The 24,783-nt window shown below is 61.7% G+C and carries 19 protein-coding genes and 1 tRNA gene; 8 read left to right on the forward strand and 12 right to left on the reverse strand.

The genetic code is table 11. The annotated features are described in order from the left end of the window. Positions 1–37: 37 nt before the first annotated feature. On the reverse strand, positions 38–1,183 hold the full coding sequence (locus tag AC1VVM_RS02470) for an aminotransferase class I/II-fold pyridoxal phosphate-dependent enzyme (protein WP_482955767.1): 1,146 nt from the start codon (positions 1,181–1,183) through the stop codon (positions 38–40). Positions 1,184–1,325: 142 nt separating this feature from the next. On the opposite strand from AC1VVM_RS02470, the gene AC1VVM_RS02475 reads away from it, so the two are divergent. Next, positions 1,326–2,390, forward strand: a complete 1,065-nt coding sequence (locus AC1VVM_RS02475; RefSeq protein WP_482955768.1) for an aldo/keto reductase — start codon at positions 1,326–1,328, stop codon at positions 2,388–2,390. Positions 2,391–2,838: 448 nt separating this feature from the next. Here AC1VVM_RS02475 and AC1VVM_RS02480 read toward each other — a convergent pair whose 3' ends face one another. The 3 genes from AC1VVM_RS02480 to AC1VVM_RS02490 all read right to left on the reverse strand — a co-directional run bounded on the left by AC1VVM_RS02480 (position 2,839) and on the right by AC1VVM_RS02490 (position 5,948). Then, complete coding sequence (locus AC1VVM_RS02480; protein ID WP_482955769.1) at positions 2,839–3,642, reverse strand: SDR family NAD(P)-dependent oxidoreductase; 804 nt, start codon at positions 3,640–3,642, stop codon at positions 2,839–2,841. A gap of 45 nt (positions 3,643–3,687) precedes the next feature. Next, positions 3,688–4,440 carry an SDR family oxidoreductase gene (locus tag AC1VVM_RS02485; protein ID WP_132389972.1) on the reverse strand — a complete coding sequence of 251 codons (753 nt, stop codon included), beginning with the start codon at positions 4,438–4,440 and terminating at the stop codon, positions 3,688–3,690. A 398-nt stretch (positions 4,441–4,838) separates the two neighbouring features. After that, a complete protein-coding gene (locus AC1VVM_RS02490; protein WP_482955770.1) occupies positions 4,839–5,948 on the reverse strand; it encodes a helix-turn-helix transcriptional regulator in 1,110 nt (369 codons plus the stop codon). 128 nt (positions 5,949–6,076) lie between these two features. Between AC1VVM_RS02490 and AC1VVM_RS02495 the strand changes: the two genes are divergently transcribed. The 7 genes from AC1VVM_RS02495 to AC1VVM_RS02525 all read left to right on the forward strand — a co-directional run bounded on the left by AC1VVM_RS02495 (position 6,077) and on the right by AC1VVM_RS02525 (position 13,607). Next, positions 6,077–7,207 carry an LLM class flavin-dependent oxidoreductase gene (locus AC1VVM_RS02495; protein WP_482955771.1) on the forward strand — a complete coding sequence of 377 codons (1,131 nt, stop codon included), beginning with the start codon at positions 6,077–6,079 and terminating at the stop codon, positions 7,205–7,207. A 2-nt stretch (positions 7,208–7,209) separates the two neighbouring features. Further along, positions 7,210–8,376 (forward strand): sulfotransferase family protein, encoded by a 1,167-nt coding sequence (locus AC1VVM_RS02500; protein ID WP_482955772.1) that lies wholly within the window; start codon positions 7,210–7,212, stop codon positions 8,374–8,376. Beyond that, on the forward strand, positions 8,376–9,185 hold the full coding sequence (locus AC1VVM_RS02505) for a sugar phosphate isomerase/epimerase family protein (RefSeq protein WP_482955773.1): 810 nt from the start codon (positions 8,376–8,378) through the stop codon (positions 9,183–9,185). Before AC1VVM_RS02500 ends, AC1VVM_RS02505 begins: the two co-directional genes overlap by 1 nt. 4 nt (positions 9,186–9,189) lie before the next feature. Next, positions 9,190–10,425, forward strand: coding sequence for a DUF1214 domain-containing protein (locus AC1VVM_RS02510; protein WP_482955774.1), 1,236 nt, complete (start codon positions 9,190–9,192; stop codon positions 10,423–10,425). A gap of 190 nt (positions 10,426–10,615) precedes the next feature. Continuing rightward, positions 10,616–10,691 (forward strand) — tRNA-Thr (locus AC1VVM_RS02515). Between the two features lie 224 nt (positions 10,692–10,915). Beyond that, on the forward strand, positions 10,916–12,211 hold the full coding sequence (locus AC1VVM_RS02520) for a DUF6538 domain-containing protein (protein ID WP_482955775.1): 1,296 nt from the start codon (positions 10,916–10,918) through the stop codon (positions 12,209–12,211). Between the two features lie 337 nt (positions 12,212–12,548). After that, on the forward strand, positions 12,549–13,607 hold the full coding sequence (locus tag AC1VVM_RS02525; protein ID WP_482955776.1) for a hypothetical protein: 1,059 nt from the start codon (positions 12,549–12,551) through the stop codon (positions 13,605–13,607). A gap of 297 nt (positions 13,608–13,904) precedes the next feature. Here AC1VVM_RS02525 and AC1VVM_RS02530 read toward each other — a convergent pair whose 3' ends face one another. The 8 genes from AC1VVM_RS02530 to AC1VVM_RS02565 all read right to left on the reverse strand — a co-directional run bounded on the left by AC1VVM_RS02530 (position 13,905) and on the right by AC1VVM_RS02565 (position 24,304). Further along, on the reverse strand, positions 13,905–14,105 hold the full coding sequence (locus AC1VVM_RS02530) for a hypothetical protein (RefSeq protein ID WP_482955777.1): 201 nt from the start codon (positions 14,103–14,105) through the stop codon (positions 13,905–13,907). A gap of 102 nt (positions 14,106–14,207) precedes the next feature. Then, positions 14,208–14,762 carry a recombinase family protein gene (locus AC1VVM_RS02535; RefSeq protein ID WP_482955778.1) on the reverse strand — a complete coding sequence of 185 codons (555 nt, stop codon included), beginning with the start codon at positions 14,760–14,762 and terminating at the stop codon, positions 14,208–14,210. Between the two features lie 697 nt (positions 14,763–15,459). Beyond that, on the reverse strand, positions 15,460–16,422 hold the full coding sequence (locus AC1VVM_RS02540) for a hypothetical protein (protein WP_482955779.1): 963 nt from the start codon (positions 16,420–16,422) through the stop codon (positions 15,460–15,462). A gap of 158 nt (positions 16,423–16,580) precedes the next feature. Then, positions 16,581–16,817, reverse strand: a complete 237-nt coding sequence (locus tag AC1VVM_RS02545) for a GIY-YIG nuclease family protein (RefSeq protein ID WP_482955780.1) — start codon at positions 16,815–16,817, stop codon at positions 16,581–16,583. Next, complete coding sequence (locus tag AC1VVM_RS02550; protein ID WP_482955781.1) at positions 16,807–19,887, reverse strand: type I restriction endonuclease subunit R; 3,081 nt, start codon at positions 19,885–19,887, stop codon at positions 16,807–16,809. The genes AC1VVM_RS02545 and AC1VVM_RS02550 overlap by 11 nt, the downstream gene beginning before the upstream one ends. Positions 19,888–19,899: 12 nt before the next feature. After that, positions 19,900–20,751 carry a hypothetical protein gene (locus AC1VVM_RS02555; RefSeq protein WP_482955782.1) on the reverse strand — a complete coding sequence of 284 codons (852 nt, stop codon included), beginning with the start codon at positions 20,749–20,751 and terminating at the stop codon, positions 19,900–19,902. Beyond that, positions 20,748–22,049 carry a restriction endonuclease subunit S gene (locus AC1VVM_RS02560; protein ID WP_482955783.1) on the reverse strand — a complete coding sequence of 434 codons (1,302 nt, stop codon included), beginning with the start codon at positions 22,047–22,049 and terminating at the stop codon, positions 20,748–20,750. Before AC1VVM_RS02560 ends, AC1VVM_RS02555 begins: the two co-directional genes overlap by 4 nt. Further along, positions 22,046–24,304 (reverse strand): type I restriction-modification system subunit M, encoded by a 2,259-nt coding sequence (locus AC1VVM_RS02565; protein WP_482955784.1) that lies wholly within the window; start codon positions 24,302–24,304, stop codon positions 22,046–22,048. The genes AC1VVM_RS02560 and AC1VVM_RS02565 overlap by 4 nt, the downstream gene beginning before the upstream one ends. Positions 24,305–24,783: the final 479 nt, after the last annotated feature.

The following is a 24,783-nucleotide window of genomic DNA, read 5'->3' on the forward strand; positions in this document are numbered from 1 at the left end:
TACCACTTCGGGCACGTCATGGCGAGGCCGAGAGCGATCAGCGCCGCACTGCGAACCACTCCGCCATGCGTTCGATGGCCTGCTCGATAAGCGGCGTCGAAACCGCGAAGCTCATGCGGAAATAGCGGTGGCCGTCGACGGGGTCGAAATCGATCCCCGGAGCCGTCGCGACGCCGGTGTCGTTCAGGAGCTGGCGGCAGAACCCCAGGCTGTCGTTGGTCAGGTGGCCGATATCCGCATAGATGTAGAAGGCCCCATCGGGCGGGGCGATCTCGCTGAGGCCAAGGCGCGGCAGCGCGGCGAGCAGGCGTTCGCGGTTGCGCGCGTACGTGTGCAGGTGCCCTTCCAGTTCCTCCGTCTCGTCGAAGGCGATCAGGCCGGCGTGCTGCGCCAGCACCGATGGCGTCAGGAACAGATTGTTCATCCGCGCCCGCGCCGGGACCACCAAGTGCGGCGGCACAACCAGCCAGCCGAGCCGCCATCCCGCCATCGAATAGTATTTCGAGAAGCTGTTGACGATCACCGCCTCGGGCAGATGCTGCAGCGTCGACTGCGCAGCATCGCCGTATGTCAGGCCGTGATAGATCTCGTCCGAGACCACGCGGATGTTCTTGCGGCGGCAGACTTCGGCGATCGCGGCGAGTTCCTCGGGCGCGATCACGGTGCCGGTGGGATTGGCGGGGCTGGCAAGGATCAGCCCGTCCGGCACCGGATCGAGCGCGTCGAGCGCGGCGGCGGTGACCTGATAGCGCTCGGCCGGGCCGCAAGGCATCTCCACGGGTTCGAGGTAGAGCGTCTTCAGCGTGTTGCGATAGGCGACGTAGCCGGGCCGGGCCAGCGCCACCCGCGCACCGGGCACGAACAGGCTGGAGAGCGCCAGCACGAAGGCTGGCGACGCGCCGCACGTGAGGATCACCTGCTCGCGGTCGACCGCGACGCCGTAAGCCTCTTCGTAATGGCGCGCGATGCGTTCGAGCAGCGCCGTGCTTTCCCAGTAACCGCCGGGGTCGCTGTCCAGCACCGCATGTGCGGCGGCTATCGCGGCGGCAGGCGCGCCGGTCGAGGGCTGGCCGTACTCCATGTGAATGACATCGCGGCCCTCGGCGGCAAGGTCGTAGGCAAGGCGGCCAATCGCCATGGCGTGAAAGGGATCGACTTCGGCGATCTGCTGCGGAACGGTCATTGTCGCGTGCTAGAGCATTTTCGCGTCGGGTGGAAACACCTGATGGCTCAGGCAATCCCGCTTGCCCTTGGCCGCAGGCGCGGCTCGGTGATGTGGCCGGGAGCAGAAGCACGCGGCACAAGGCCGATAAAGGAGACAAGATTTGCCCACCCAGCTCGATCACTACCGCCTGCTCGGCCGCTCGGGGCTGCGCGTCTCGCCGCTCTGTCTTGGCACGATGACTTTCGGCGTGGGGCCGGGCGCATGGGGCTCCACCGACGAGGAAGCCGCACGGATGCTCGACATCTATGTCGAGCGCGGCGGCAATTTCGTCGATACGGCCGACTTCTACGGCCAGATGGGCGGTTCCGAGCGACTGCTGGGCCAGATCGTCGGCGACCGGCGCGAACGGCTGGTGATCTCCACCAAGTATTCGATCACCACCAGCCCCGGCGATCCCAATGCGGCGGGCAATTCGCGGCGCAACATGGTGCGCTCGGTCGAAGCCTCGCTAAAGCGGATGAAGACCGACTGGATCGACCTGCTCTACCTGCACATGTGGGATTTCCGTACGCCCGTGGACGAGATCCTGCGCGCCTTCGACGACCTCGTGAGCGCGGGCAAAGTGCTTTACACCGGCCTGTCGGACACTCCGGCATGGCAGGCGAGCCGGATGCAGGCCATTGCCGACGTGCGCGGATGGACGCAGTTCTGCGCGCTTCAGATCCAGCACAACCTGATCGAGCGCACGGTCGAGCGCGAACTGATCCCGATGGCCCGCGAGATGGGCTTCGGTGTCTGCCCGTGGTCGCCACTGGGCGGCGGCGTGCTGACCGGCAAGTACACCAGCGCAGACCTCTCCGCTTCCGCCGGCGAGATGATGAGTTCACGCAAGGCGATCAATGTGGCGACCGGGCGGCTTACCGAGCAGAACCTGGCCATCGCGCAAGTCACCGCCGATGTGGCGAAGGATATCGGCTGCACGCCCGCACAAGTCGCGCTCGCATGGCTGCTGGCGCATCCCGACGTCGATTCCCCGGTGCTGGGCGCACGCACGCCGGCGCAGCTGGAGGATAACCTCGGCGCGCTGGAGGTGACGCTGTCGGACGACCATCTCGCCCGGCTCGATGCCGCCAGCGCGGTGCCCAAGGTCTTCCCGATGGACATGCTGAGCGGCGCGGCCGAGGCCATCATGACCGGCGGCGTAACCGTGGAGAAGCGCGCCTGACGGCAGCGGCGCTGATCCGATCTGCGTGAAATTGGGGGCGTGATCTTGCTCACGCTTTCCGCGCGCGCAAAGTGCCATAAGCTTGGGCATCCGGAACGGGCATTGTGAACCGTTCGTTCCGGGTGCTGCCCGAAGCGCTGGAGCTGACATCCGGCACCGCGCTCGGCCAGCCACTCGCGTTTTGATGGCGACGATGCATGCGCGGACCGGGGCGGTTCGCGGCGGGGGTCGTCGTCTGGCCGGGCCACCGGCCATCCGGCACTGCCGGAACGTGGCGCCGACCCGCTCCGCCTCTGCGGATCCGCGACGAATACCGGGGGGGATTCGTCGCTCCAGAGGCCCTTTTCGCTTGGGGGGAAATTTGGCCGACGGGCCGAGTGAAAAGGTGGGTCGGCGCCGCGCTTAATCGCCCGCGCAAGCGGGGGCAAACTCGGCGCCGAACTGAAGTTCAGCCGGGATTGGCGCTGGCAATGCCAGGGCGCTCGGCGCCCATGCCGGAAAAGCCGACGCAGTAGCCGCCGTCCACCGGCAGCACCACGCCCGTCACGTAAGCCGCTTCGTCACTGGCAAGGTAAAGCGCGGCCAGCGCGATATCCTTTGCCAGACCCCAACGGCCCATCGGAACCCCCGCCAGCACCGGGAAGTCCGCAGGCGGCTCGGCATGGGTGCGCGAAGCTTCCACCAGCCCGGTCCACATCGTGCCCGGAGCGATGGCGTTCACGCGGATGCCCTGATCCGAATAGTCCAGCGCCGCCACCTTGGTCAGCTGGTTCACGCCCGCCTTGGCCGCGCCGTAGACGCCGTGATGCTTCCAGCCGATCACTGCCGAAGCCGAGCTGGTGTTGACGATCGCCCCGCCGCCCGTCTTCAGCATGGAGGTGATCCCGTACTTCATGCCCAGGAACGCGCCGCGCAAGTTGGTGGCGTGGACCCGGTCCCAGGTCTCCAGCGACTGCGTGTGCAGCGGCGCCATCGGCCCACCGAACCCGGCATTGTTGCACAGCACGTCCAGCCGTCCGAAGCAGTCTTCCGCAGTGGCAATCATCGCCTGCACTTGTGCTTCGTCCGAAACATCGCACTGCACGCCCACGGCGTCCCTGCCCAACGCGGCGGCCACTTCGTCCTGCTTGCCCGAAATGTCCGCCAGCACGAGCTTCGCGCCTTCCGCATGGAACAGTTCGGCCATTGCCCTGCCCATGCCCGACGCGGCGCCGGTGATGATGCAGACTTTATCCTGAAGCCTTCCGGCCATGTTCTCTCTCCCTCTCAGACTCTGGTTTGGTCAGGCACCGGTTGGTCAGGCACTCGTGTCGATGGTCGGACGGATCGAAATTTCCGAGATATTGGTGCGGCGCGGCATGGCCAGGATGAAGACCAGAGCCTCGCCGATATCGCGCGGCTTCACGGCGCCTTCCTTGGTGACATGCGCCTTGATCGCGGTGCGCCATTGCGGATCGGAAATCGAATCCGCCACTTCGGTCTCGGTCGCGCCCGGCATCAGCGTGGTGACGCGGATGTTCTTGCCGCCCAGTTCCTGGCGCATGCCGTCGGTCATCATATTGACCGCGTGCTTGCTGGCCGAATAGGCGCTCGTCATCGGGCCGCCCTTGCGCCCCGCGAGCGAGGAGATGGTGATGATGTCACCCACGCCCTGCGCCAGCATATGCGGCACGGCGGCGGCGCTGGTGTATACAGTGCCCATCAGGTTGATGTCGATCACACGGCGATAGATCGCGGTGTCGCAGTTCTCGATACCGCCCGCTTCCATGATCCCGGCCGAGTTGATGAGAATGTCGATCCGGCCGAACGCGTCGACCGTCTTCTCCACCGCGCCGCGCGCATCGTCTTCCACGGTCATGTCGCCGGGGATCGCCAGCGCCTTGCCGCCGGCCGCCTCGATCTGCGCGACCAGCCCGGCGAGACGCTCCACGCGGCGGGCGCAGACCACCACGGTCGCCCCCGCTTCGGCAAGGCAGAGCGCCGCCGCTTCACCAATTCCCGACGACGCCCCGGTGATGAGCGCGACCTTACCTGCAAGCTGGCCCGACATGCCTTCTCCACTTTTTCACGCGGCCCTTGGCGGCCGCTTTCGTATTCATTGGCTGGCCGGGGCCGAAGGCAAAGTCAACGAAAAATGCTGAACATATGTTCAAATCGCTCGCGCGGAATGAGAGAAATGTATCCATCCTTGCCGGGATCAGGGGCGATTAAAATGGGATCACGCGGAGGCGCGGAGACGCGGAGAAGAAAAGGGAAGGAAGGGAAGATCGCGCAAAGGCGCGAAGGCGCAAAGATGTCGGCGGCGCCGCAGGCATTCCCTGAACGTTTTGCGGTGGTCCATGGGCCCAGTTCGAAGGCGGCTTCGCCGCAAGCACAACCCCTTTGCGCCTTTGCGCGATCTTCCCTTTTCTTCTCCGCGTCTCCGCGCCTCCGCGTGAAACACCTTCCTCACGCAATCGCCAACACACTGCGATGGATGAACCGCACCAGATCCGCCTGCCCCCGCGCTCCGGTCTTGGCGTAGATCCGCTTCGAATAGGTCCGCGCCGATTCCACCGTCAGCCCCACTTCCGGTCCGGCCTCGGCAATGGACAACCCCCGGCTCAGCGCCAGAGCCAGCCGCGCCTCGCTGGCGGTCAGGTCGAACAGTTGCGCCAGTTGTCCGCAGCGGTCGGCCGAGGACCAGTGGTCGGCATGGAGGTAGCAAAGGATCGCCGGCGCCGCGCGGGTGGTGCCCATGCGGCGGCCGGAGGGGACAAGCAGCAGGTCCAGCCACGGCTCACGGCTGAGCACCATCGCGCGCGGGCGGGCCTCGGGATCGCGGGCCAGTTCGCCGATAGCCTCGCACAATTGCCGCCGCAGCCCCGGATCGGCCGCGCTCAGCCTGCCATCGCGAGAGCGGGTGAGCCCGCCCGGCCCCTGCAACATCTGGACGCCGAGGCGGTCGGCATCGAGCACCTTGCCCTCACCGTCCAGCGTCACCCAGCCGTAGTTCATCCGCCGCACCGCCTCGCGCTCGATTTCGGCGCCCATGCGCTCGCGCTCCAGCGCCACGAAGCTGCCGAGCGCGGCCCGCAGGCACGGCGAGAGGTCTTCCAGCAAACCGTCGACATCCGCCGCGAACTCGCCCACGCGCCGGGTGATCGTGATCCAGCCGCTGACCCCGCCGGGCTCGGTGAAGCGGATCATCCGCATGTGGTTCATGCCCGAAGGCGCCAGCAGCTGGTCGAGATAGGCGTCGTGGCGCGGATCGCCGAGCGTCAGCAATTCGCCGAGCGCATAAGTGCGCCCCTCCTGCATGGCATGATAAGGCATGGGATCGCGCAGATAGAGGCTCTCGCGATAGAGCTGCGAGATCGGCGGCGGCGAAGGCTGGCCGGAATAGAGATGGATCACCCGCGCCTCGGGCGTGCCCATCGGCAGGGGCCGGAACACCAGGCTGGCATAGTCCGCCGCGACGCGCGTGCGCAGGGCATCGAGGAAGCGCCGCCAGGGCGGATCTTCCACCAGTCCCTCCATCAGCGGCACCAATAGCGCCGCGTCTTCGCCTTGCAGCATTTTCGCGATCCCCAAATGGGAATTTTCGTGAGCCAAGGGCTAACCCACAAGCGGGGGCAGAGACAACGAGCGGCGCCGAACCATCACCCCTGCGGTGAAGGGCGGACGCCGCCTGAGAGGATACCGCAATGCCAGAGGTGACCAAAGTGCAGCCCGCAGCCTTCCTGCGAACCACCCTGCCGCTCGGCATCGACATGGCGCAGGAATACGATTCGGGGCGCTATCACTCGATCTGGCTGCCCGACCACATGGTGAGCTTCTGGCCCGATTCGATCTGGACGCCCGAATTCACTGACCTTGCGAAAGCCTCGCCCAGCCCGCACCGCCATCTCGATGGTCTGGCCGTGGCGGCGGCAACGGCAGTGTTGACGAAAAACACACCGCTGGCGACCACCGTGGTCGATACCGTGCGCCGCCACCCCTCGCTGCTGGCGCAGACGGCGCTGACGATCAGCCACTTGTCGAAAGGCCGCTTCATCCTCGGCCTCGGTTCCGGCGAACTGGAAAACACGGTCCCTTACGGATTCGATTTCGACAAGCCGGTCGGCCGTCTGGAAGAGGCGATCAAAGTCATCAAGCTGCTCTGGCACACGGATGGGCCGGTCGATTTCGAGGGGCAGTTCTTCCACCTCCACCACGCGCGGATGGATACCGAGTTCTACGAGGGCAAGGCGCCGCCGATCTGGCTGGGCGCGGCTGGCCCGCGCATGCTGTCCATCACCGGGCGCGAGGCGGATGGCTGGTGGCCGGCGGGATCGTGGACGCCGGAGGACTATGCAGCAAAGCTCAAGGTCATCCTCGACGCGGGCGATGCCGCCGGGCGCGACATGAGCCACTTCACTCCTGCCCTCACCCAGATCTGCCTGATCGGCGAGCCCGATGAGATCGACGAAATGCTGCGCGCGCCGATGGTGAAGTCGATCATCCTGATGATGACCGCCAAGGACCTTGCCCAGTTCGGTTACGAACACCCGATGGGCCCCGACTGGCGCGGCATCATGGACTTCGATCCCGTGCGCCTCAGCCGCGAGAAGATGCTGAAATTCTGTGACGAGATGAACCCGCAGGCGATCCGCGACGTGCTGCCCGTCGGCACGCCGAAAGAGGTCGCGCTCAAGATCAAGGGCTTCGCGGATGCCGGTATGCGCGTCTACAAGCTGATGGAATATGGTGCGATGGGCGGCATGAAGTTCTCCGCCACCAGCGCCGCCAAAGTCCGCGAGACCGAAGACGAAATCGCCCGTCTGGTGGAGGCGTGATCATGGCCGACCTGAACGCACAGCAATTGCTGCAGGAAGCCCAGCAGCGCACCGGCCTTTCCGATTGGGCAGATGACGGCTTCACCGAACGCTTCGCCCTCGCGGTGGAACACATCAACGGCATCGCCATGGACGCGGCCGGCCGCGCGGCGGCGGCGGAGAACATTCTCTGGCTGCTGACCGACCGCCTGCGCTTCTTCGAGGATCGCAAACGCTATCCGCTGGCCGAGGAAGTGATCGACCGCCCGATGTTCGTCAGCGGCGAGCCCCGCTCGGGCACCACGCTAATGCACGCCCTCCTCGCCGTCGATCCCGCAGCAAGGGCGCTGCGCTTCTGGGAGGTCATGCACCCCTCGCCCCCGCCGGGCACGGTTCAGGGCACCGATCCCCGCATCGCCGCCGCCGATGCCGAATGGCGCGAGATCAACGCGAAAATGCCGCGCTGGCTGCACTGCCACCCCTACAACGACATGCTGGGCGAAGGCCTGCCCGAGGACGAGCGCACCTGGGCCTTCGACTTCCGGGTGATGACGCCCACCGCGTGGTGGCGCGTGCCGATGCAGAACCTCTCGTTCGGCCTGCCCACCGATCCGCCCGCGCAATACCGCATCCACAAGGCCATGCTGCAAGCGCTGCAATTTGGCCGACCGAACCGGCACTGGGCGCTCAAGGGCTTCCACACGACCCGGCTCGACGCCTTCTTCGATACCTATCCAGACGCCTCGCTGGTCTGGCTGCACCGCGATCCGGTGATGGTCGCGGCCAGTTCGACGATGATGATGGCGGACATCATGGACGGCATCGTCGGCAAGATCGATCTGGTGAAGGAAGCCCGCGCCCATCTGGAGCGTGTGCGCTGGTCGATCGGCAATACGATGGCCCACCCGCTGGCGAACGATCCGCGCATCCATCACGTGCGCTACCGCGACTTTGTGGCCGATCCCATCGCCACCATCCGCGATTATTATGCTTTCGCCGGACGCCCCTTCACCCCCGAAGCGGAAAGCGCGATGCGCGGCTATCTGGCGGACAACAAGGGCGATCGCCACGGCAAGTTCCACTACTCGACGCAAGTGCTGGTCGACGCCGGATACGATATCGACGCGCTGAACGAGGAGTTCGCCCCCTTCCGCGAGCGCTTCGGCGTCGAGATCGAGAAGCGCCACTGATGCACCCTCGCGTCAGTCTGCACCAGGTCGCGATGGTGGACCGGGAAACCGGCCCCTTCCTCGACTTTTGCAGCGAGATCGGGGTGCAGCATGCCACGCTCGTGTCGCCGCGCCTGCTTCATTCCAGCGAGCTTCATGCTGCACGCGACGCCGTGCAGCATGGCCGGGTGCACATCGGCTGCATCAACCACCCCTTCGCGCTCCAGCCGGACCTCGAACGCCACGCGGAAAGCGCCACAGGCGACCTGATCCGCGTGATCGACATGGCCGCGGACCTCGGCGCGCCGTCGATCTATCTGATCACCGGCGGACGTGGCGCACTGCTGTGGGAGCAGGCCGCCGAGCGCTTCGCCGAACTGCTGGCACCGTGCCGCGACCATGCCGCTGCCCGTAACGTCGCGCTGCTAGTGGAGAACGCCTCACCGCTGACGGTGGACATCCACATCGCCCACACGCTGCCCGATGCACTGCGGCTCGCCCGGCTTGCCGGGATCGGCCTCTGCGTCGACCTCCACGCCTGCTGGGTCGAGGCGGACCTGCGCGAAAAGCTGGCCGAGGCCCTTCCCCTCGCCGGCCTCGTGCAAGTAAGCGACCACGTCCCCGGCGACCGCACCACACCCTGCCGCGCCGTGCCCGGAGACGGCGCCGTGCCGCTCGAAACAATCCTGCGCGACGTGCTGGACCTTGGCTACACCGGCCTGTTCGACCTCGAACTGGTCGGGCCGCGCATAGAAGCGGAAGGCCCCGCCGAAGCCTGCACCCGCTCGGCGCACGCGCTTTCCAACATTCTCACCCGGCTAGGAGCCTGACACGATGGCATTCGGCGATGGAACCGACGACGCAGCGCTCAAAACGGCTTGGGACGCCTTCTGCGACCACTTGAAGCAGGCCGGCCAATACGCTTTCAAGGACGCCAACCCGGTCAACCCGCTCCAGCGCGCGGACGCCTTCCGGTTCCTGACGCAAAACCTCGGCCAGGCCTTCGACCTTGCCCTCGAAACGCGCGATCCGGCTTTCCCGCAGATCCACCCCTTCACCACGCCGACGATGAAGCTGGGCGGCGATCTGGCGGACTTCACGTATCGGCAGGCGTGGATTTCGGGCGATCACGTCTACCGCCTCTCGGGCCGACGCGGCACCGCGCGCTGGCTCAACGTCACGGTGCAAGGCCCGCGCCCGGACAAGATCCCCGGCACCGACTGGCCCAGCCTGCACGAACCCTTCGGCGACATCCCCGAGGCCAACCTGTTCGGCCACCAGATCGAAGCCGACGCCGAAGGCCGCTTCGAAGTGACCATCGGCGGCCCGGCTCAGGAAAAGAACTGGCTCCCCACCACCCCGGGCACGCGCAAGCTGTTCATCCGCGAAGCCTTCGACGCCTTCGGTGAAACGCCGACCACGCTCACCATCGAACGAATCGGCATGGCCACGCCCCGCCCGCTGCCCTCGCCCGCGCAGATGACCGAAGCGATGGACTGGGCCGGCCGGTTCGTCACCGGTCTGATGCATGACTGGCCCGAGCACGCCTGGCTCACCTCGCGCGGGGTCTGCGATCCGGCCAGCCTCAACGCGTTCCCGGCGGACAAGGCCGCCAACGACGCCAGCGACGCCAAGCGCGGACGCATGGCCGCCCACATGGTCTGGCGCCTCCAGCCTGGCGAGGCACTGATCGTCGAAATGGACTGGCACGAAGGTTTCTGGCTGTTCGGCATGGGCGGCGCCATGATGGGCTCGATGGATTTCCTCCATCGCCCGGTCAGCTACACCCCGGCGCGCGCGAAAGTGGATGGTGACGGCGTCGTGCGCCTGATTCTCGCGCATGAGGATCCGGGCCTCCACAACTGGCTCGACACGCAGGGCTTTAGCGACGGCAACCTCACCTACCGCAACCTGATGAGCCAGCAGCCCGCCACGTTCCGCACGCGCCTCGTCAAAGTGGCGGACCTGTCGCAGCATCTCCCGTCGGACACCGCGCGAACCACCGCCGCACAGCGCGCCGAAATGCTCCGCGAACGCTACCGCGCCATCAAACTGCGCTACGGAATCTAGTTTCGCGCGCGGGCGCCGTGCCGTCTCGCGGCGCCCCGATCGGCAACGAGAAACGGACCACGGCCCGGGGATCTACGGCCTGCGCAAATCAGATCGCGATATGGACAAGAAAGCCCCTTGCACGAGCCCCCACTCCCCGGTAAAGGCGCCCCCTGTCCTGCAGCCCGGCTTACCGGTCCGCACCAGACATGCCGCTTTAGCTCAGTTGGTAGAGCACATCATTCGTAATGATGGGGTCACGTGTTCGAGTCACGTAAGCGGCACCATTCCTCATAAAATCGTTGAAAAACAACAGTTTCATGAGGCTGTGCGCCCGAACTGTAGCACACGAGTGTTGCACAGCAGGGGTGCTGCTCAGCACGTAACTCCATCAAATAAAAAGAAAAATAGCGACATCCGGTGTAGCACAAAGGTGTCGCACACGACGCGTCTCGGCCTATGGCGGAGAGGGGCAGTCTACCAGTATCGAGTTCGGATTCCGCGCGACCTGGTGCCACTGTTCGGAAAAACGCATCTGAACCGGTCGCTGAAGACGGCAGCGCGACCGGAAGCCGTTCGAGCGGTAAGAAGGGTTGCTCACGAGATTGAACTGGCATTCGACCAGGCCCGTGCTGACGGTGGACATAACGATTGTGCAGCATCAATTCCCGCGATCGCTCAGCCGACCAGACTCAACGAACTGGCCGCCAAGGTAACCGGGCAGACGCTCCAGCAGGCGATCGATGGGTACATGTCCGATCCGACGCGATCACTATCCACGAAAAGCGCGGCGGTTTACCGGACGACGTACAAGACGATTGCGGAAATCCTGGGCGAAGGCGCGGAACTCAGGGCGATTGGGCGCGACGACTGCCGCAACCTGCTCACGGTTCTTCAGCGCTTGCCGTCAAATGCCAGGAAGAGATTTCCGGCTATGTCACCGTCCGAAGCTGCGGACCATGCTTCCAAGCATGGCATCGCTGCAATGTCGGTCTCGAACGTGAACGAGTACATGAACAAATTTTCTACGCTGCTGAATTGGGCGCTTCGAGAAGAATGGATTTCTCGCAACCCTGCCAGCGGACTTCGACTTGCGACAGTGGCAACGAAATCCGAACGTCGGTATCCATTCTCAACCGCTCAGTTGATTCGAATTTTCGATGCGCCACTCTACCGAGGCTGTCGCGATGACGAGAACGGGTATGCGACATCCGGCCATGCCCGACCTCGACGCGGGAGGTTCTGGATACCGCTCATCGGGCTATTTTCTGGCGCAAGGCTCAACGAGATTTGTCAGATGCATACGGCCGATTTGCATCAGGTCGATGGAGTCTGGTGTTTCGATTTCCAAGCTGATCCGGACGATGGGAAGAACCTGAAAACTGCTGGCAGTCAGCGATTAGTTCCAATCCATCCGACGCTCATGGACATTGGCCTTCTGGCGTATGTTCGTGAACGGAACCAGGCTGGCGATCGGAGGCTCTTTCCCGAAATCGCGATCGACGCATTCGGGCTGTACTCCGGACGCATGTCGAGATGGTTTGCGCGGTTTCTCGAAACCTGCGGAGCGGCGTCGAAGGGCACGTGTTTTCACAGCTTCCGTCATCTTTTCCGCGACGCACTGAGAGAAGCGGGTGTTGAGCGGGAGATAGCGCTGAGGCTCGGAGGTTGGACAGAATCGGGCGGCAATTCACATGTCGTCGGTGATCGATATGGGCAAGGCTTCAGCCCGTCGCGGCTCTATGCCGCTATTGCAGCGATTGATTTCGTCGGCCTCGACCTGTCACATCTGGGCGTGAGTTCCTGATCGTGCTGCCCAGCACCTCTGCCGTGCAGCACGCAGCTGGCACCGTATTGGGCCGGTAGGTGAACGTCCGGTTCGGAGCCGAGTTGCGGGGTTCGCTGACCCTCGTTCGGAGTCGGCTGGCGACCAGCCCCGGTAGTTCAGATCTGCCACCTCGAACGGCGGCTTCGTGACAAGCAGCTGTCACTAGGACGCTCTCCACCAGGCGACGCCACGCGCCGCGCCGGGTGGATATGGACGCGACAGCTGGGGGTCACTGCCCGCCCTACTGATTATCTATGCCCACACTTTCAAAAGCAGCTCAGAGACCTCATAATGGACTAATCGACGTGGGGGTTACATGGATATTCGTGAGCTTGAGAAGCTGGCCGTTTGGTATGGCGAGCATTTTGATCGAATTGGCCCGCTTTATCATGCGTTAATCGCGCCAATCCAGCACAACGCCACTCAGCCCCAGAAGATTCCAGTCGAAGAACCATTGAATGACCTGATCCGGCAATTGCGTCGGACGGACTTTGAGGCATTGTCCATTGAGCAGCTCAACCTCTTGGACAAGCTGGAAGTCAGCCAATACCTTGGGCAAGGCGGCGCGGACTACGTTGATGCCATCGTGCGGACAGCCAACTACGACCCCACCACGGCCAACACCAAGCTCAATGAAGCAGTGGGCAAGCTGGGCAACGTGCAGTCCTATCTGAACAACTTCCTCCAAAGCCTGAGCCAGCTGGCACTTCGCAATCAGGAAGAAGAAAGCGACTTCATCACGATCCGCGTCAGCTTCCAGAATGAAGCCTCGATCACCAACATGACCGAATGGAAGCGGAGTGCTGCGGACTGGTATGACATCATTCGCGGCATCGCCATGGTCCGTGATGAGGCCCCTGAGGATATCCGTGTCGTAAGCGCCACCAAGGGCTCAATCATCCTCACCCTCGCCGCTGGTGCTGCTGTGACGGAACTGTTGGCCAGAATTGCCAAGCACATCACTGGCACGGCCAAGGACGTTCTCGAACTTGCCCACTCACGGGAGGACCTGAAGCAAAAGAAGATGCTGACCAAGGTTATGGCCGACGAATTCGACCGGCTGACCAGGGAAAGGAAGGCCAACACGGTTCAGGAAATCGTTGGCGAGTTCAAAGACGTGCTGGGCGACGGCGCGGGCGACAAACTCACAGCCCTAACCAAGAGCGTGGAAAAGCTGCTCAAATTCAACGAAAAGGGCGGGACAGTCGATTTCGTGATGCCGGAAAACGACGACGAAGATGAGGTTGATGTGGCGGAAGCTCAAGCAGCCGCACCGTCCGACATATTGGCCGCCAAGCGGGCCATTCAGGATTATCAGGAAGTCCGCGAACAGGTGAAGCTTCTGAGCCACCACAAGGCCGACAACGATGAGTGACGCTCCTCTGACCCCGCTCAATCCTCGACTCTGGAAGCGCTGGAATTGGTGGAAGATCGGGTTCTTCGACTTCTACTGGTGGTTGCGATCCTGACTGGGTTGACGCTCGCGGTCGTTGGGAACTGGTGAATGACCGCAACTGGGCGCGAGTTGCCATTCGCCAAACTCGCCGCGAACGGCAGCAAAGTCCCAGCCCCAGTCATAATCTGGCGGTCCGCTTCCGAGCATCGTGATTTTGCGGTCGAACGGCTTGGATGGGCGCGGAACAGACATCTCCCCAACCTGTCGGCGCAATGATCAACGGCGCATCGACGAGTCTCGGGTGCAATGGCGAGTCAGTTTCGTTCGCTCTGTGGTGTCAGTATCGATGCCGCCGCTTCGTGTGCTACAGTTCGGGCGCACAGCCTCATGAAACTGTTGTTTTTCAACGATTTTATGAGGAATGGTGCCGCTTACGTGATGCGTGCCCTGGTCCTCGGGTTCGTCGTGCTCATCCATGGCGATTTCTCGTGAGATTTCAGTGATGGGAGTTCGAGTCCGCTTACGGGAGCCGAATTCGTGGCCGCATGGCGGTGATCTGCGGGTTTAGGTTGATATGGGTCACGTTGCGAGAACGCGGTAGACGCTGGCCCTGCCGATTCCGAGTTTTCGAGCAATCGCGGTGGCGCCCATTCCCTGGTCTCGAAGCTCTTTGATCGTCATGGGGTCGATCGTGGGCGGGCGTCCCTTGTAAACGTCGCCCTTGGCCTTGGCGGCAGCGATGCCACGCGCTTGCCTAGCCCGGATGAAGTGCTTCTCCATCATCCCGATCATGCCAAACAAGGTCAGCAGTACCTCGCCCATGATGTCGCTACCGTCGAACGTGATGGCAGGATCGTGAACTCTGAGAATAGCCTTCTTCTCGATCACGCGCTTGGCAATGGAAAGAAGATCGGCGGTATCGCGGGCAAGTCTGTCAGGGTGGAGGGCTGCGAGCGTGTAGCCTGGTTCGAGCAGGTTGATCGCCATATCGAGTTGAGCACGACCGGTCAGGGTTGAACCGCTGCCGATATCACAGAAGACGACAGTTGCGCCGAGTTCGTGCAATCGAGCCTTCTGGCTTTCGATGTCTTGGCTGTCGGAACTGATCCTCGCATAACCCAACGTCTTCGTCATCAAGTCTCCGTGTCTCGTATGGTTCTTAGGCCATGTACCGGAACTGTCTCGAAATATCAATATAGACCCATACGAGACGGCGATGTTGTCTCGCCGATCGTCTCGTGTGCGGTTACCCTATTGGAGCAAGTTCATCTGCGGCGGGAATGCGGGATTCCGCCGCCCTGACTTGGGTCGCGTGGAGGTATATCCCGTAGACAGCCTTCGAAATGGCGCGTGCTTGGCTGTGCGATTCTTCGGTCTGATATCGTTCGCGCAACCGTCGATCGCGCCAAGGCGCTCACGACGGTTGCGGTCGAGGCGCGCGTCGGCTCCCGCTTCGCTCAGCCGAACACGCACCTCGCACCTTGGAGACGCACCTGACTTCGACGTGATGGGGAGAAGGGCCTACCCCCGAAGGGGGTCATAAGCGGGATTCCTCATATAGATATATGTCTCCCCGCTTATCACCCCCGTCTTCGACGGGACCATGATCCTTCTCGCCTCCTCCCTCCCACGTCAGAGAACGGTGCGTATCCCGTTCCTCAAAGGCCCCGGTCGAGATCGGTCGGACGCTAGTCCGGCAGATCGACGGCCGGGATAGTGATCGGCAGGCCGGGCGAAGGCCGGGCTCCGAGCGCGCACATCATGTCCACCGACATCATCCCGGCACGATCACAGGGAAGGTCCGATGGAAAATGGGCGAGAAGAATCTCAATCACCAGCGAGAGTAGGGATTGATGAGGCGGTTAAGGGCGCGGCCGATTTCGTCGCCGGGTTCGCTTGAATGCCAGCGATCGCGGATGCCATGGCCGCGAACAAATTCCCGAGCTTGGGCAGCCAGGTCGGCGGGCACATCCCGATTCCGGCGCGCGTAAACGCCTTCCATGTTCCAGATTCCCCCGCTTTTTTCGAAACAAATCAGCGCGCGGCGACCATCGAGGGCAATGTATTCGCCGAAGGCATTTTCGCCGGTCAGACCCGCGACTGAATAATTTCGGCCGCAATTCTGGTACCGTCTCGCCGCCTCGTGCAGTGCTGCGCCGTCCCGAATTGGCCGATAGCCGACACATTCAACGATTGGGTGATCCATGTATTCGACCTGAAGGGACCACCTCCGAATGATCTTTTCCAGCGGGCCTCGCGATGCAAGGAGTGCGTCCACAAGGCGGTTTCGATTTCCGGCCCTTTGCTCGATGAACTTGACCACCGCGATCAGGTCGCGGGCATGTTGGACATCCTTGACTCGTTCGATGATGCGGCTCTCGCACAAGTCCTCCGGCAGCAGCCGGATGATCTCCAAGCGGTTTGGATCGAGGCTCGTTACGTGCCTGATCGCCGTCACGACATGCGAGTGCCCCAGCGCCAACGCATCGTAGAGGTCCGAATAATAAGTCGTGTCGTGCGGTTGGGCACCGCTCTTGGCCAATGCCCTACGGAAACCGTTTGGCACATGCTCGAATGCCTGGGCCAAAATGCTTCGGTGATCGGTTCGCCCGAGATACTCGCCGATCGCGTCTTGGGCATCGTGGTCGGCGGCGATGTTGGAGAGGAAGGCGGCAATGACCTGCCTACGCTCATTGCTTGCGCGCATGTAACGGCCTGCGAAGCCAGGACATGCCTCGTCGAGCGCGACGATCGCATCGAGCGCCCAGCCAGAGATGGGGATGATAGTAGCCATGATGATACTCCGTTGAGAGCTATATCATCAGGTTTTCCATTCCTACGGAGCGCATCCCTCCCAATTAGCAAGGAACGCCTTTTATGTCATTAGCTTACCTGTCCAGCGATCCGCTCGTTGCTCATCGCTAGCTAAGCCCCCACTTTCTTTGGCCCCCATCAATCCTGAACAAGCGCAGCCTTGTTGGGATCGTAGCTGAAGCGGGTGATCGACCCTTCTCGGATACGTGTGACGACTTCGTCGATTACGCTGATGGGCACGAGGAACCATTCGCGCGGCTTCATCGGATTTCCAAAACGGTCTTGGATGGTGAGATCGAGGGCTGCGCTGGCGAACACCTTGTGAATGCCCCCCTCAAGCTGCACGCGGTGAATGTTGAACAGCTTAACTGACATTCTCGTTTTCGCTTCGACGGACCCGTTCGTACACTTCCCGTGCCAAATGTTCTTGGGCTGCCGAGCGGAACTGATTATCGCTCATCACCCGGTTGAAGATTTCGTCATTACCTTCCATTCGTTGGATGAACAGATCGTCGAGAATACGAGCAAAAAAGGCCGAGAAATTCGATGCGGAATTCGCTTTGGCCGCCTCGATGATCCTTTCATCCTGCTCTGCCGTCGCGCGCACGGAGTCGAAAAATAGCTGATCGGCTTCTGTGAAATCGGTTCCGAACCGTTCGTTCAACTTTCCAACAAGTGTGGATAACGCAACGTCGGCATCCTTGTCTCGCGCTGTGCCTACATCGGTCGGCCCCTTAAGCGGGTCGGCCTCACCCTCCGAAAGGTCGATGGTTCCTTCGCCCATCTGCTGGAGGCGGAAGAACTTGAGCGCAACGTCATCGTCCAGCGTGAACTTGGTGCCGTCACCCGGTTGGGGCAGCTTGGGCGAGAGGTTCCGCAGGAAGGCGAATACCTGCTCCAACCCTTCATCGTAATAGGGCATGATCTGTGACAGGAACGAATAGAGGTTGCGGAAGGCGGTAAGCTGGCCCCGAAACTCATCCTGAACAGGCTCATCAAGGTTCTCGAACCGCTCCACGCAGCGATCAAGGACGGCGTTCATCAGGCGATGATCCTGCCCGCTGTGGTCGCGCCGGGCCTTAAACCAGACTTCTGAGAAATCGCGCACATCGTCGGGCGTGAATACGGCGAGTTGCAACAGCTTGTGATGCAACTCGTTGAGTTTGTGCGGATCGGCATTCTCGCCAACCGGTGTCGTTTCGAAATACGGTTTGAACGCGGCGAAGATATCTCCTTCTTCGTTCTTGAAATCGAGAACAAACGTGCGCGTTTTACCCGGTGCTGTGCGGTTGAGGCGAGACAGCGTCTGCACGGCCTGCACCCCCGCCAGCTTTTTCACCACATACATTGTCTGGAGCAACGGCTGGTCGAAGCCGGTCTGGTATTTCTCCGCGACGATTAGCACGCGATATTCATCGCCGCCGAACCGCTCCGGCAATTCCTTTTCGGGCAGTCCATGATTCATGCCGACTTCCGTGAAGGCTGAGCCGGAATTGTCAGGGTCTTCCACCGTGCCGGAGAAGGCCACCAACGCACGGATGCCCTGATAGCCCTTATCCTTGACGTAGCGATCAAAGGCCTGCTTGTATTTTACGGCGGATAGGCGTGATCCGGTGACGACCATCGCTTTCGCCCGCCCGCCTAGTTCGTGCATCACCTTCAGTCGGAAATGCTCGATGATGACGGCAACCACCTGATCGATATTGACCGGGTGCAGTTCCAGGAACTGGCTCAGCGCCTTTGCAGCCTTCTTCTTGGGCACTTCCGGGTCATTTTCGACCTGCTTCACCAACCCAAAGAACCGTTTGTAGGTGGTGTAGTTTTGCAGCACGTCGAGGATGAAGCCCTCTTCGATAGCCTGGCGCATCGTATATTCGTGGAAGGGCGACCCGCCGGACGGCCCTGGTTCGTCAAACACGGCCTTTGTCTTGAATTTGGGTGTCGCGGTAAAGGCGAAGAAGCTGAGGTTCGGCTGCCGCGCCCGTTGCATCACCTCCTGCATGATGCGCGCTTTAGCCTCATCGGAAAGGTCGTCGTCCTCCTCGGTGCCAAGCTGCCCGGCGATGGCGTCGGCGATGCCATCCTTGTTGAGGATGCCTTTCAGCGCAGAAACCGTTTCGCCCGACTGGCTGGAATGGGCCTCATCCACGATTACGGCGAAACGGCGGTTGCGGGTGTCGATCGCCACCCCTTCGCCTTTGGCTTCCAGTGTCTTTATCGCGTGGCTAATGAAGGGGAACTTCTGGATCGTCGAGATGATAACCGGCGTTCCGCCTGAAAGCGCCCTAGCAAGCTGCTGGGTGTTTTCGTCGATCTTTTCGACGACGCCCGTTTTATGCTCGAACTGGTAGATCGTGTTCTGCAACTGCTGGTCGAGCACGCGCCGATCGGTGATGACGATAACCGAGTGGAACACCTTTACGTCATGGGCATCGTGCAGCCCGGCCAGCCGGTGCGCCAGCCACGCGATGCTGTTCGATTTGCCCGAACCCGCCGAATGCTGGATCAGGTAATTGCGCCCGGAGCCGTTCGCCCGCGCATGGCCGACCAGCTGCCGCACCACGTCTAGCTGGTGATAGCGCGGGAAGATCATCGCTTCCTTGCGAATGGTGCGGAAGCCTGAAGGCGTCCCCACCCGTCGCTCGCTAACGTCGAGGTGCATGAAGCGTTGTAGGATGTCGAGCAGGCTATCGCGCGCCAGTACTTCATCCCACAGATAATGGGTCTTCCAGTTGTCCTGCACCGGCGGATTGCCCGCGCCGAAATTATGGCCACGGTTGAAGGGAAGAAAATTGGTTTCCGCGCCTTTCAACTCGGTGGTCATCCAGGCTTCGTCCGGGTCCACGGCGAAATGCACAAGTGCCCGCTCCTTGAAGCGGAACAGCGGATCGCGCCCATCGCGGTCGGCGGAATATTGCTTGCGGGCATCCTCGGCACGCTGGCCGGTGAGCGGGTTTTTCAGTTCCACCGTGACCACCGGCAGACCGTTGACCGCCAGCACCACGTCAATGATGCACTTGCGCTTGTTCCCGTCTGGGCGTTTCAATACCTCGGAAACGAATTCAACCTGCCGGATCACGGTCAGCCGGTTGGAGGCATAGCGCGCCGCCGCATCCGGGTTCATGGCGGAATTGGGCTGGAAATAGGCCAGCCGCAATTCCTTGCCATAGCATTTGAAGCCGTGGCGCAGCACACCCAGCGCGCCCTTGCTGGCCAGTTCCTTGGTCAGACTGTCGATCACCGTGGCGGCGGTGCGGTCTTTCAACATCGCCTCAAGCTGCTCCCAGCGCGCAGGCTGGCTGGCGCGGATGAAGGTAATCACCTCATCGGGGAATAGCGCAGTTCCGGCGTCGAACGCCTTGGGATCGCCCTTTGCATAGCCGCCGCTGGCGATTAGGCCATGTTCTATCGCAGTTTCAAAAGCGTATTCGGTGTGGCCTGCCATCTCACTCGCTCACTAAAGGGGCCACCGCTTGCGCGTCAGCAGAAATTCATTCGGCAACCGATAGATGTCAAATAGTTCCGAATGACCGAACAGGGCATCAATTCCGTGCTGATACGTCCCCAAATGGCTAAGCTCGTAATAAATGCAGGCCAGCCACCGCACGACTGAAAGCGTGTAGAAGCGACCGTATTTCTGCGCCCATTTGGTTTGACCGGCTCGCTCACTCGCGATTTCAAGGTCGGTCATCACCCCGCCTTGCTCGTCAATCATCAGGACGCTGAAAAACTGGCCCGTGAGTTTCTTGGCGACGGCTGCGCGGTGCTTCACCCCAGCTTCGCCAGATTTTCCCCGGTAGTGCTTATCCAATATCGGTTCGACGACATTGACCCACCAGCTATTTACCGGTTCATTCTTCACATTGAAGGCCGGATTCCCAATGGCTTCAAAATTGGCGTAACGCCCCTTGGACGCGTCGGCAAAAGCACTCAGGCAATCGACCGCTGCCCAGCAGATGAGATCGGTCGGCTTGGCATATTGCAGTTTCAGGGCCTGCCTTGTTGCAATCTGATCCGCCTTGGCGATCAAGTCCGGCAGCTTATGGCCAAACTTCCTGACCACTGCTTGATCGGGCAGCGTTCCGGCATGGCTCATGGCGTGATCGGCGATGAGGATGAGTTTCGCGAGCCGTTCGATGCCCACCGATAGGCCGAAAAATGCCGTGTAATATTCGCCAAAACCATTGCCGTAACTGGCCCTGCCAAGCGCGGTTGCACCTGATCCGATGATCTGGCTGACCAACGATGCTTCACGGCTGATGGCTTGCCATTCTGGCAAGGTAAACGGGTCAGGGCCCGGCTGGCTCATCGCAGCCCCTCGATTTGGCCGGTGACGGCAGACGTGATGAGGGCGGAGCGGTATTCGACGGCTTGCGTGATCGAGGTGGTGACTGCGTCGATCAATCTGTCGGTTTTGGCCATGAACCCTTCGCACCACGCGATAATGGCGCGTTGCTCATCGCTAGAGGGGCAGACGATCCACAAGTCGCCAACAACTGTCGTATTCAACCCAGCAAGAATTGCGCCCCGACGGGTGCTTTCGATCTGTGCTGCAATGTAGGCGGCATCATGCAGCAGGATGATGGCCAACGCGGATTGCAGCTTGCCCTCATCGAAGCGAATGATGATGGTGTCGCTGTCTGCCACCCCTGGCAGCGCATCCACTGGGAAACGGCGGCAACTGCCCAACGAACCTTTGCGGGTAATTACCAAATCGCCGGGTCGTAACTGGTAACGGGCAAGATCATGGAACCGATCTTCCTCGATCCAACGATGGCCAAGCTCGAAATTGCCGCTGATCGTGTTTTCTTGCCCATACAGTTTGAAACCAGTGGGTTCGGGCGAAAGATCGGTCAGCATCCCGCCAAACGGCCCCATTTGCAGGCCGATTGCGTCACGAACCAGAAACTTGAGCCGCTTCACCTCCCAATGCGCGGGGATTTGGCCGAGCCAGTCGATGCCGCTGTCTTTCATGGCGGCGGCGGTGTTCAGGCCCTTGGTGACGGCATGGGTGATGATCGCCTGCCGCTTTTCGGCCAGCCGCTCCAGCAGCGCCTGCTTGCGGGCAATCAGCGCGTCGATCTGCGTCGTATTCTCATCCAGAAAGGCGGCAATGCGCTGCTGGGTTTCGAGGGGTGGGAGCGGAGGGCACCAATCCTTCAAGAAACGCTCGGGCACCCGCTTTTGACCACCGGCTCCCAGCATTTCCGCAGCACCATCGCGGCGCAAATCCTCCGCTATCGTGATGTAAAAAAGGAAACGTGGGTCGAGCCGGTCGCTCGGGCGCACTACATGGAGTTCCGTTGTGCCAAAGGCAACGCCGTTGGTCAGTCCGACGGCCAGCGCACCTTTGCCATTCTCAAAACATGGGGTGATCTTGGCGATCACCACATCGTTGTCGCAAAAGTAAGTGTATCCATTGTAGACGTCATCAACGGCCCGCTGTTCTTCGAGACGTAAACCGCCCAACTCGCCAACGGCGTCCATCGGCACGAATGAAACTTCGGCATCGTCAGCAAGGCGAAGCTCCGATTTGACCGGGTTCAATCGTGCATCGAACCGCAAACGGCGACGGCTCCAACCTTGAGGCAGCACGGCAGTGGTCACGCCACCAGCCCCTTGAGCAGCCCGGCAATTTCTCCCTCCAGCGCGGCAATGTCGGCCTCGATGGTGTCCAGTGGGCGCGGTGGCTTGTAGACATAGAAATGCCGGTTGATCGGGATTTCATAGCCCACCTTGGTCTTGGAATAGTCCACCCAGGCATCGGAAACATGGGGCAGCACTTCGGCGGTTACGTAGCCGTCAATTGCCGGGCGCATCGCCGCCACCAGATCGTCGTTGGGCATGTCCGGCCCGAAATTCATCGGCAGGGGCAGCGCGGTTCCGGCGGGCAGCGGGATATTCTCGGTATCGCGCAACTCGCTGTCTGCTTCGTAACGGATGACGCGGCCCGGCTTCGCATGATCGGCGAAGCGCCCTGCCATGCGGTCTTCCTCGCCCTTGCCGTCCTCCCAAATCCGGTCGATGCAGCGTTCGGCCATGGGATCACGCTCGCCCAGCGCGGCGAAGATCGCCTTCTTGATGGGGGCAAGCAACTTGGCGCCAAACCGCTTGGCGGCACGGTCCAGGTCCGCCTCGAATACCTCCCGATCCATATAGCGGCCCGCCCCTTCCAGCGTGGAGCAGATATCACGGATGCGCTGTTGCTCCTCGCGCCCTGCCGCTTCCTCGACTTCCGCCACCTTGGCATCCTTGCGCTTCTTCGAAACGGCGAGGTTCACGAAGGCCGATTGTTCGTCCAGCCGGGCGATCCGTTCCGGCGTCGCTTCCAGATTGAGGCGCAGGGGCCGTTCAACAGTGACTTTCAGGAAGCCGAACTCGCGATTGTCGAAAATGCGGCTGACCACGCGCGCTTCCGGCTGGCCGTCGATCTGCACCGTCTCGCGTTCTCCATCGGTGAAGTTGCCGTAAATCTCGGTCAGTCGGTCGATGTGGCCGCCGGGCTTGTCGGAAAGCTCATTGCGCTTGTTGTTCAGGCTCTTTTTCATCTTCTGGAAAAAGCGGGTGCCGTCGATCAACTGCACCTTGCCCCGCCGTTCCGGCTTCTTCCGGTTGGTGACAAGCCAGATGTAGGTGAAAATGCCAGTGTTGTAGAAAAGCTGGTCCGGCAGCGCGACGATGGCATCGAGCCAGTCATTCTCGATGATCCAGCGACGGATATTGGACGGGCCGGACCCGGCATCGCCGCTGAACAGCGGGGAGCCATTGAAGATGATCGCGATTTTCGATCCCTCGCCACCTTGATCGGGGCCGGGGTGCATCTTGGAAATCATGTGCTGGAGGAACAGCAGCGAGCCATCGTTGATCGCGGGCAGGCCAGCGCCGAACCGTCCGCCAAAGCCGAGTTCGTCCGCTTCCTTGCCGACGACCTTCTGCTGGTCCTTCCATTCCACGCCGAATGGCGGGTTGGCCAGCATGTAGTGGAACTGCTTGTCCTGAAAGCCGTCGCCCGTTTTGCCGTCGCCCAGCGTGTCACCCAGCACGATGTGATCGGTTTCCTCATCCTTGATGAGCATGTCCGAACAGCAGATCGCCCAGCTTTCGTCGTTGTATTCCTGCCCGTAGAGGCCAAGCTGTGCGCGCTCATTCTGCGCGCGGATGGTTTCTTCCGAGACAGAGAGCATTCCGCCAGTGCCGCAGGCGGGATCGTAAATCTCGCGGTAGATGCCCGGTTTGTAGACGTCCTCCTCGCCCGTGTAGACGAGGTGGGTCATCAGGCGGATGACCTCGCGCGGGGTGAAGTGGTCGCCCGCCTCCTCGTTCGCCTGCTCGTTGAACTTCATCACCAGATGCTCGAACAGGTAGCCCATTTCGAGGTTGCTGATCCGGTCCGGGTGCAGGTCAACCTTGGGGTCTGCCATGGCCTGAACGATGGCGTAGAGCCGGTTGCTCGAATCCAGCTTTTCGATCTGGTCGCCGAATTTGAACTTGTCGAAAATGGCGCGGGCGGTGTCGGAAAAGCCGTTGATGTAGGAGACGAGGTTGGGGGCGATGTTCTCGCTGTCACCCAGCAGCTTGGCGAAGGTGAACGGGCTGGTGTTGTAAAGCGGCTGCTTGCGATCCTTGTCCACCACGCGGGTCAGCAGGCGGGGGATGGCGTTTTCCGGGGTGTTGGCGGCGAGCAAGCGAGCATGTTCGGCAAGAACGGCATCCTTGGTCGGCTCCAGCAGCCAATCGAGGCGGCGCAGCACGACCATGGGCAGCATCACCAGCCGGTATTGCGGCGGGCGATAGGGACCGCGCAGACGGTTGGCGATTTCCCAGATTTTGCCCGCGATTTCTTTGTGACGTTCGGTAAGCACGCTTTTCCCTTTTCAACGGCCAGCCGTTTGCCGATCAAGCCGCGCCAAGTCACCTCCCATCTTGTCCGACAATCACATTTTCGTTTCATGCGAAGCGAATGCCGAGCGGCCGCTAAAGAGTTGGCGACATATCTGCGAGAGCAGGTCTGATACCTAACCGCGACTTCCCGCAACTCTAGCCCGTTTTCGATCGGACGGAATGATTTCGAAGCGGTGATGGGGGCGACGGATAGGAAATGCGAAGCCCCCAGAGACACCGAAGCATGAAAATTGTCCGGATCACGCCCGGAATGGACGCATGTGCCAGTAAGGAGAGAGAATTTTAACCGTAGATGTCATCGGTCGGCGAGGCAGGCGCGCACTACAGGCTGGCAAAATGAAACCCGCGTTACATCTTTGCCCGCCTACCCACGTAGATCGCCACCGCTACTGCACCTCTAAATCCAGTCTGTACGGAAGTCACGTGCACCCACTTCGGA

The organism is Novosphingobium sp. BL-S-33 (genome assembly GCF_056857025.1).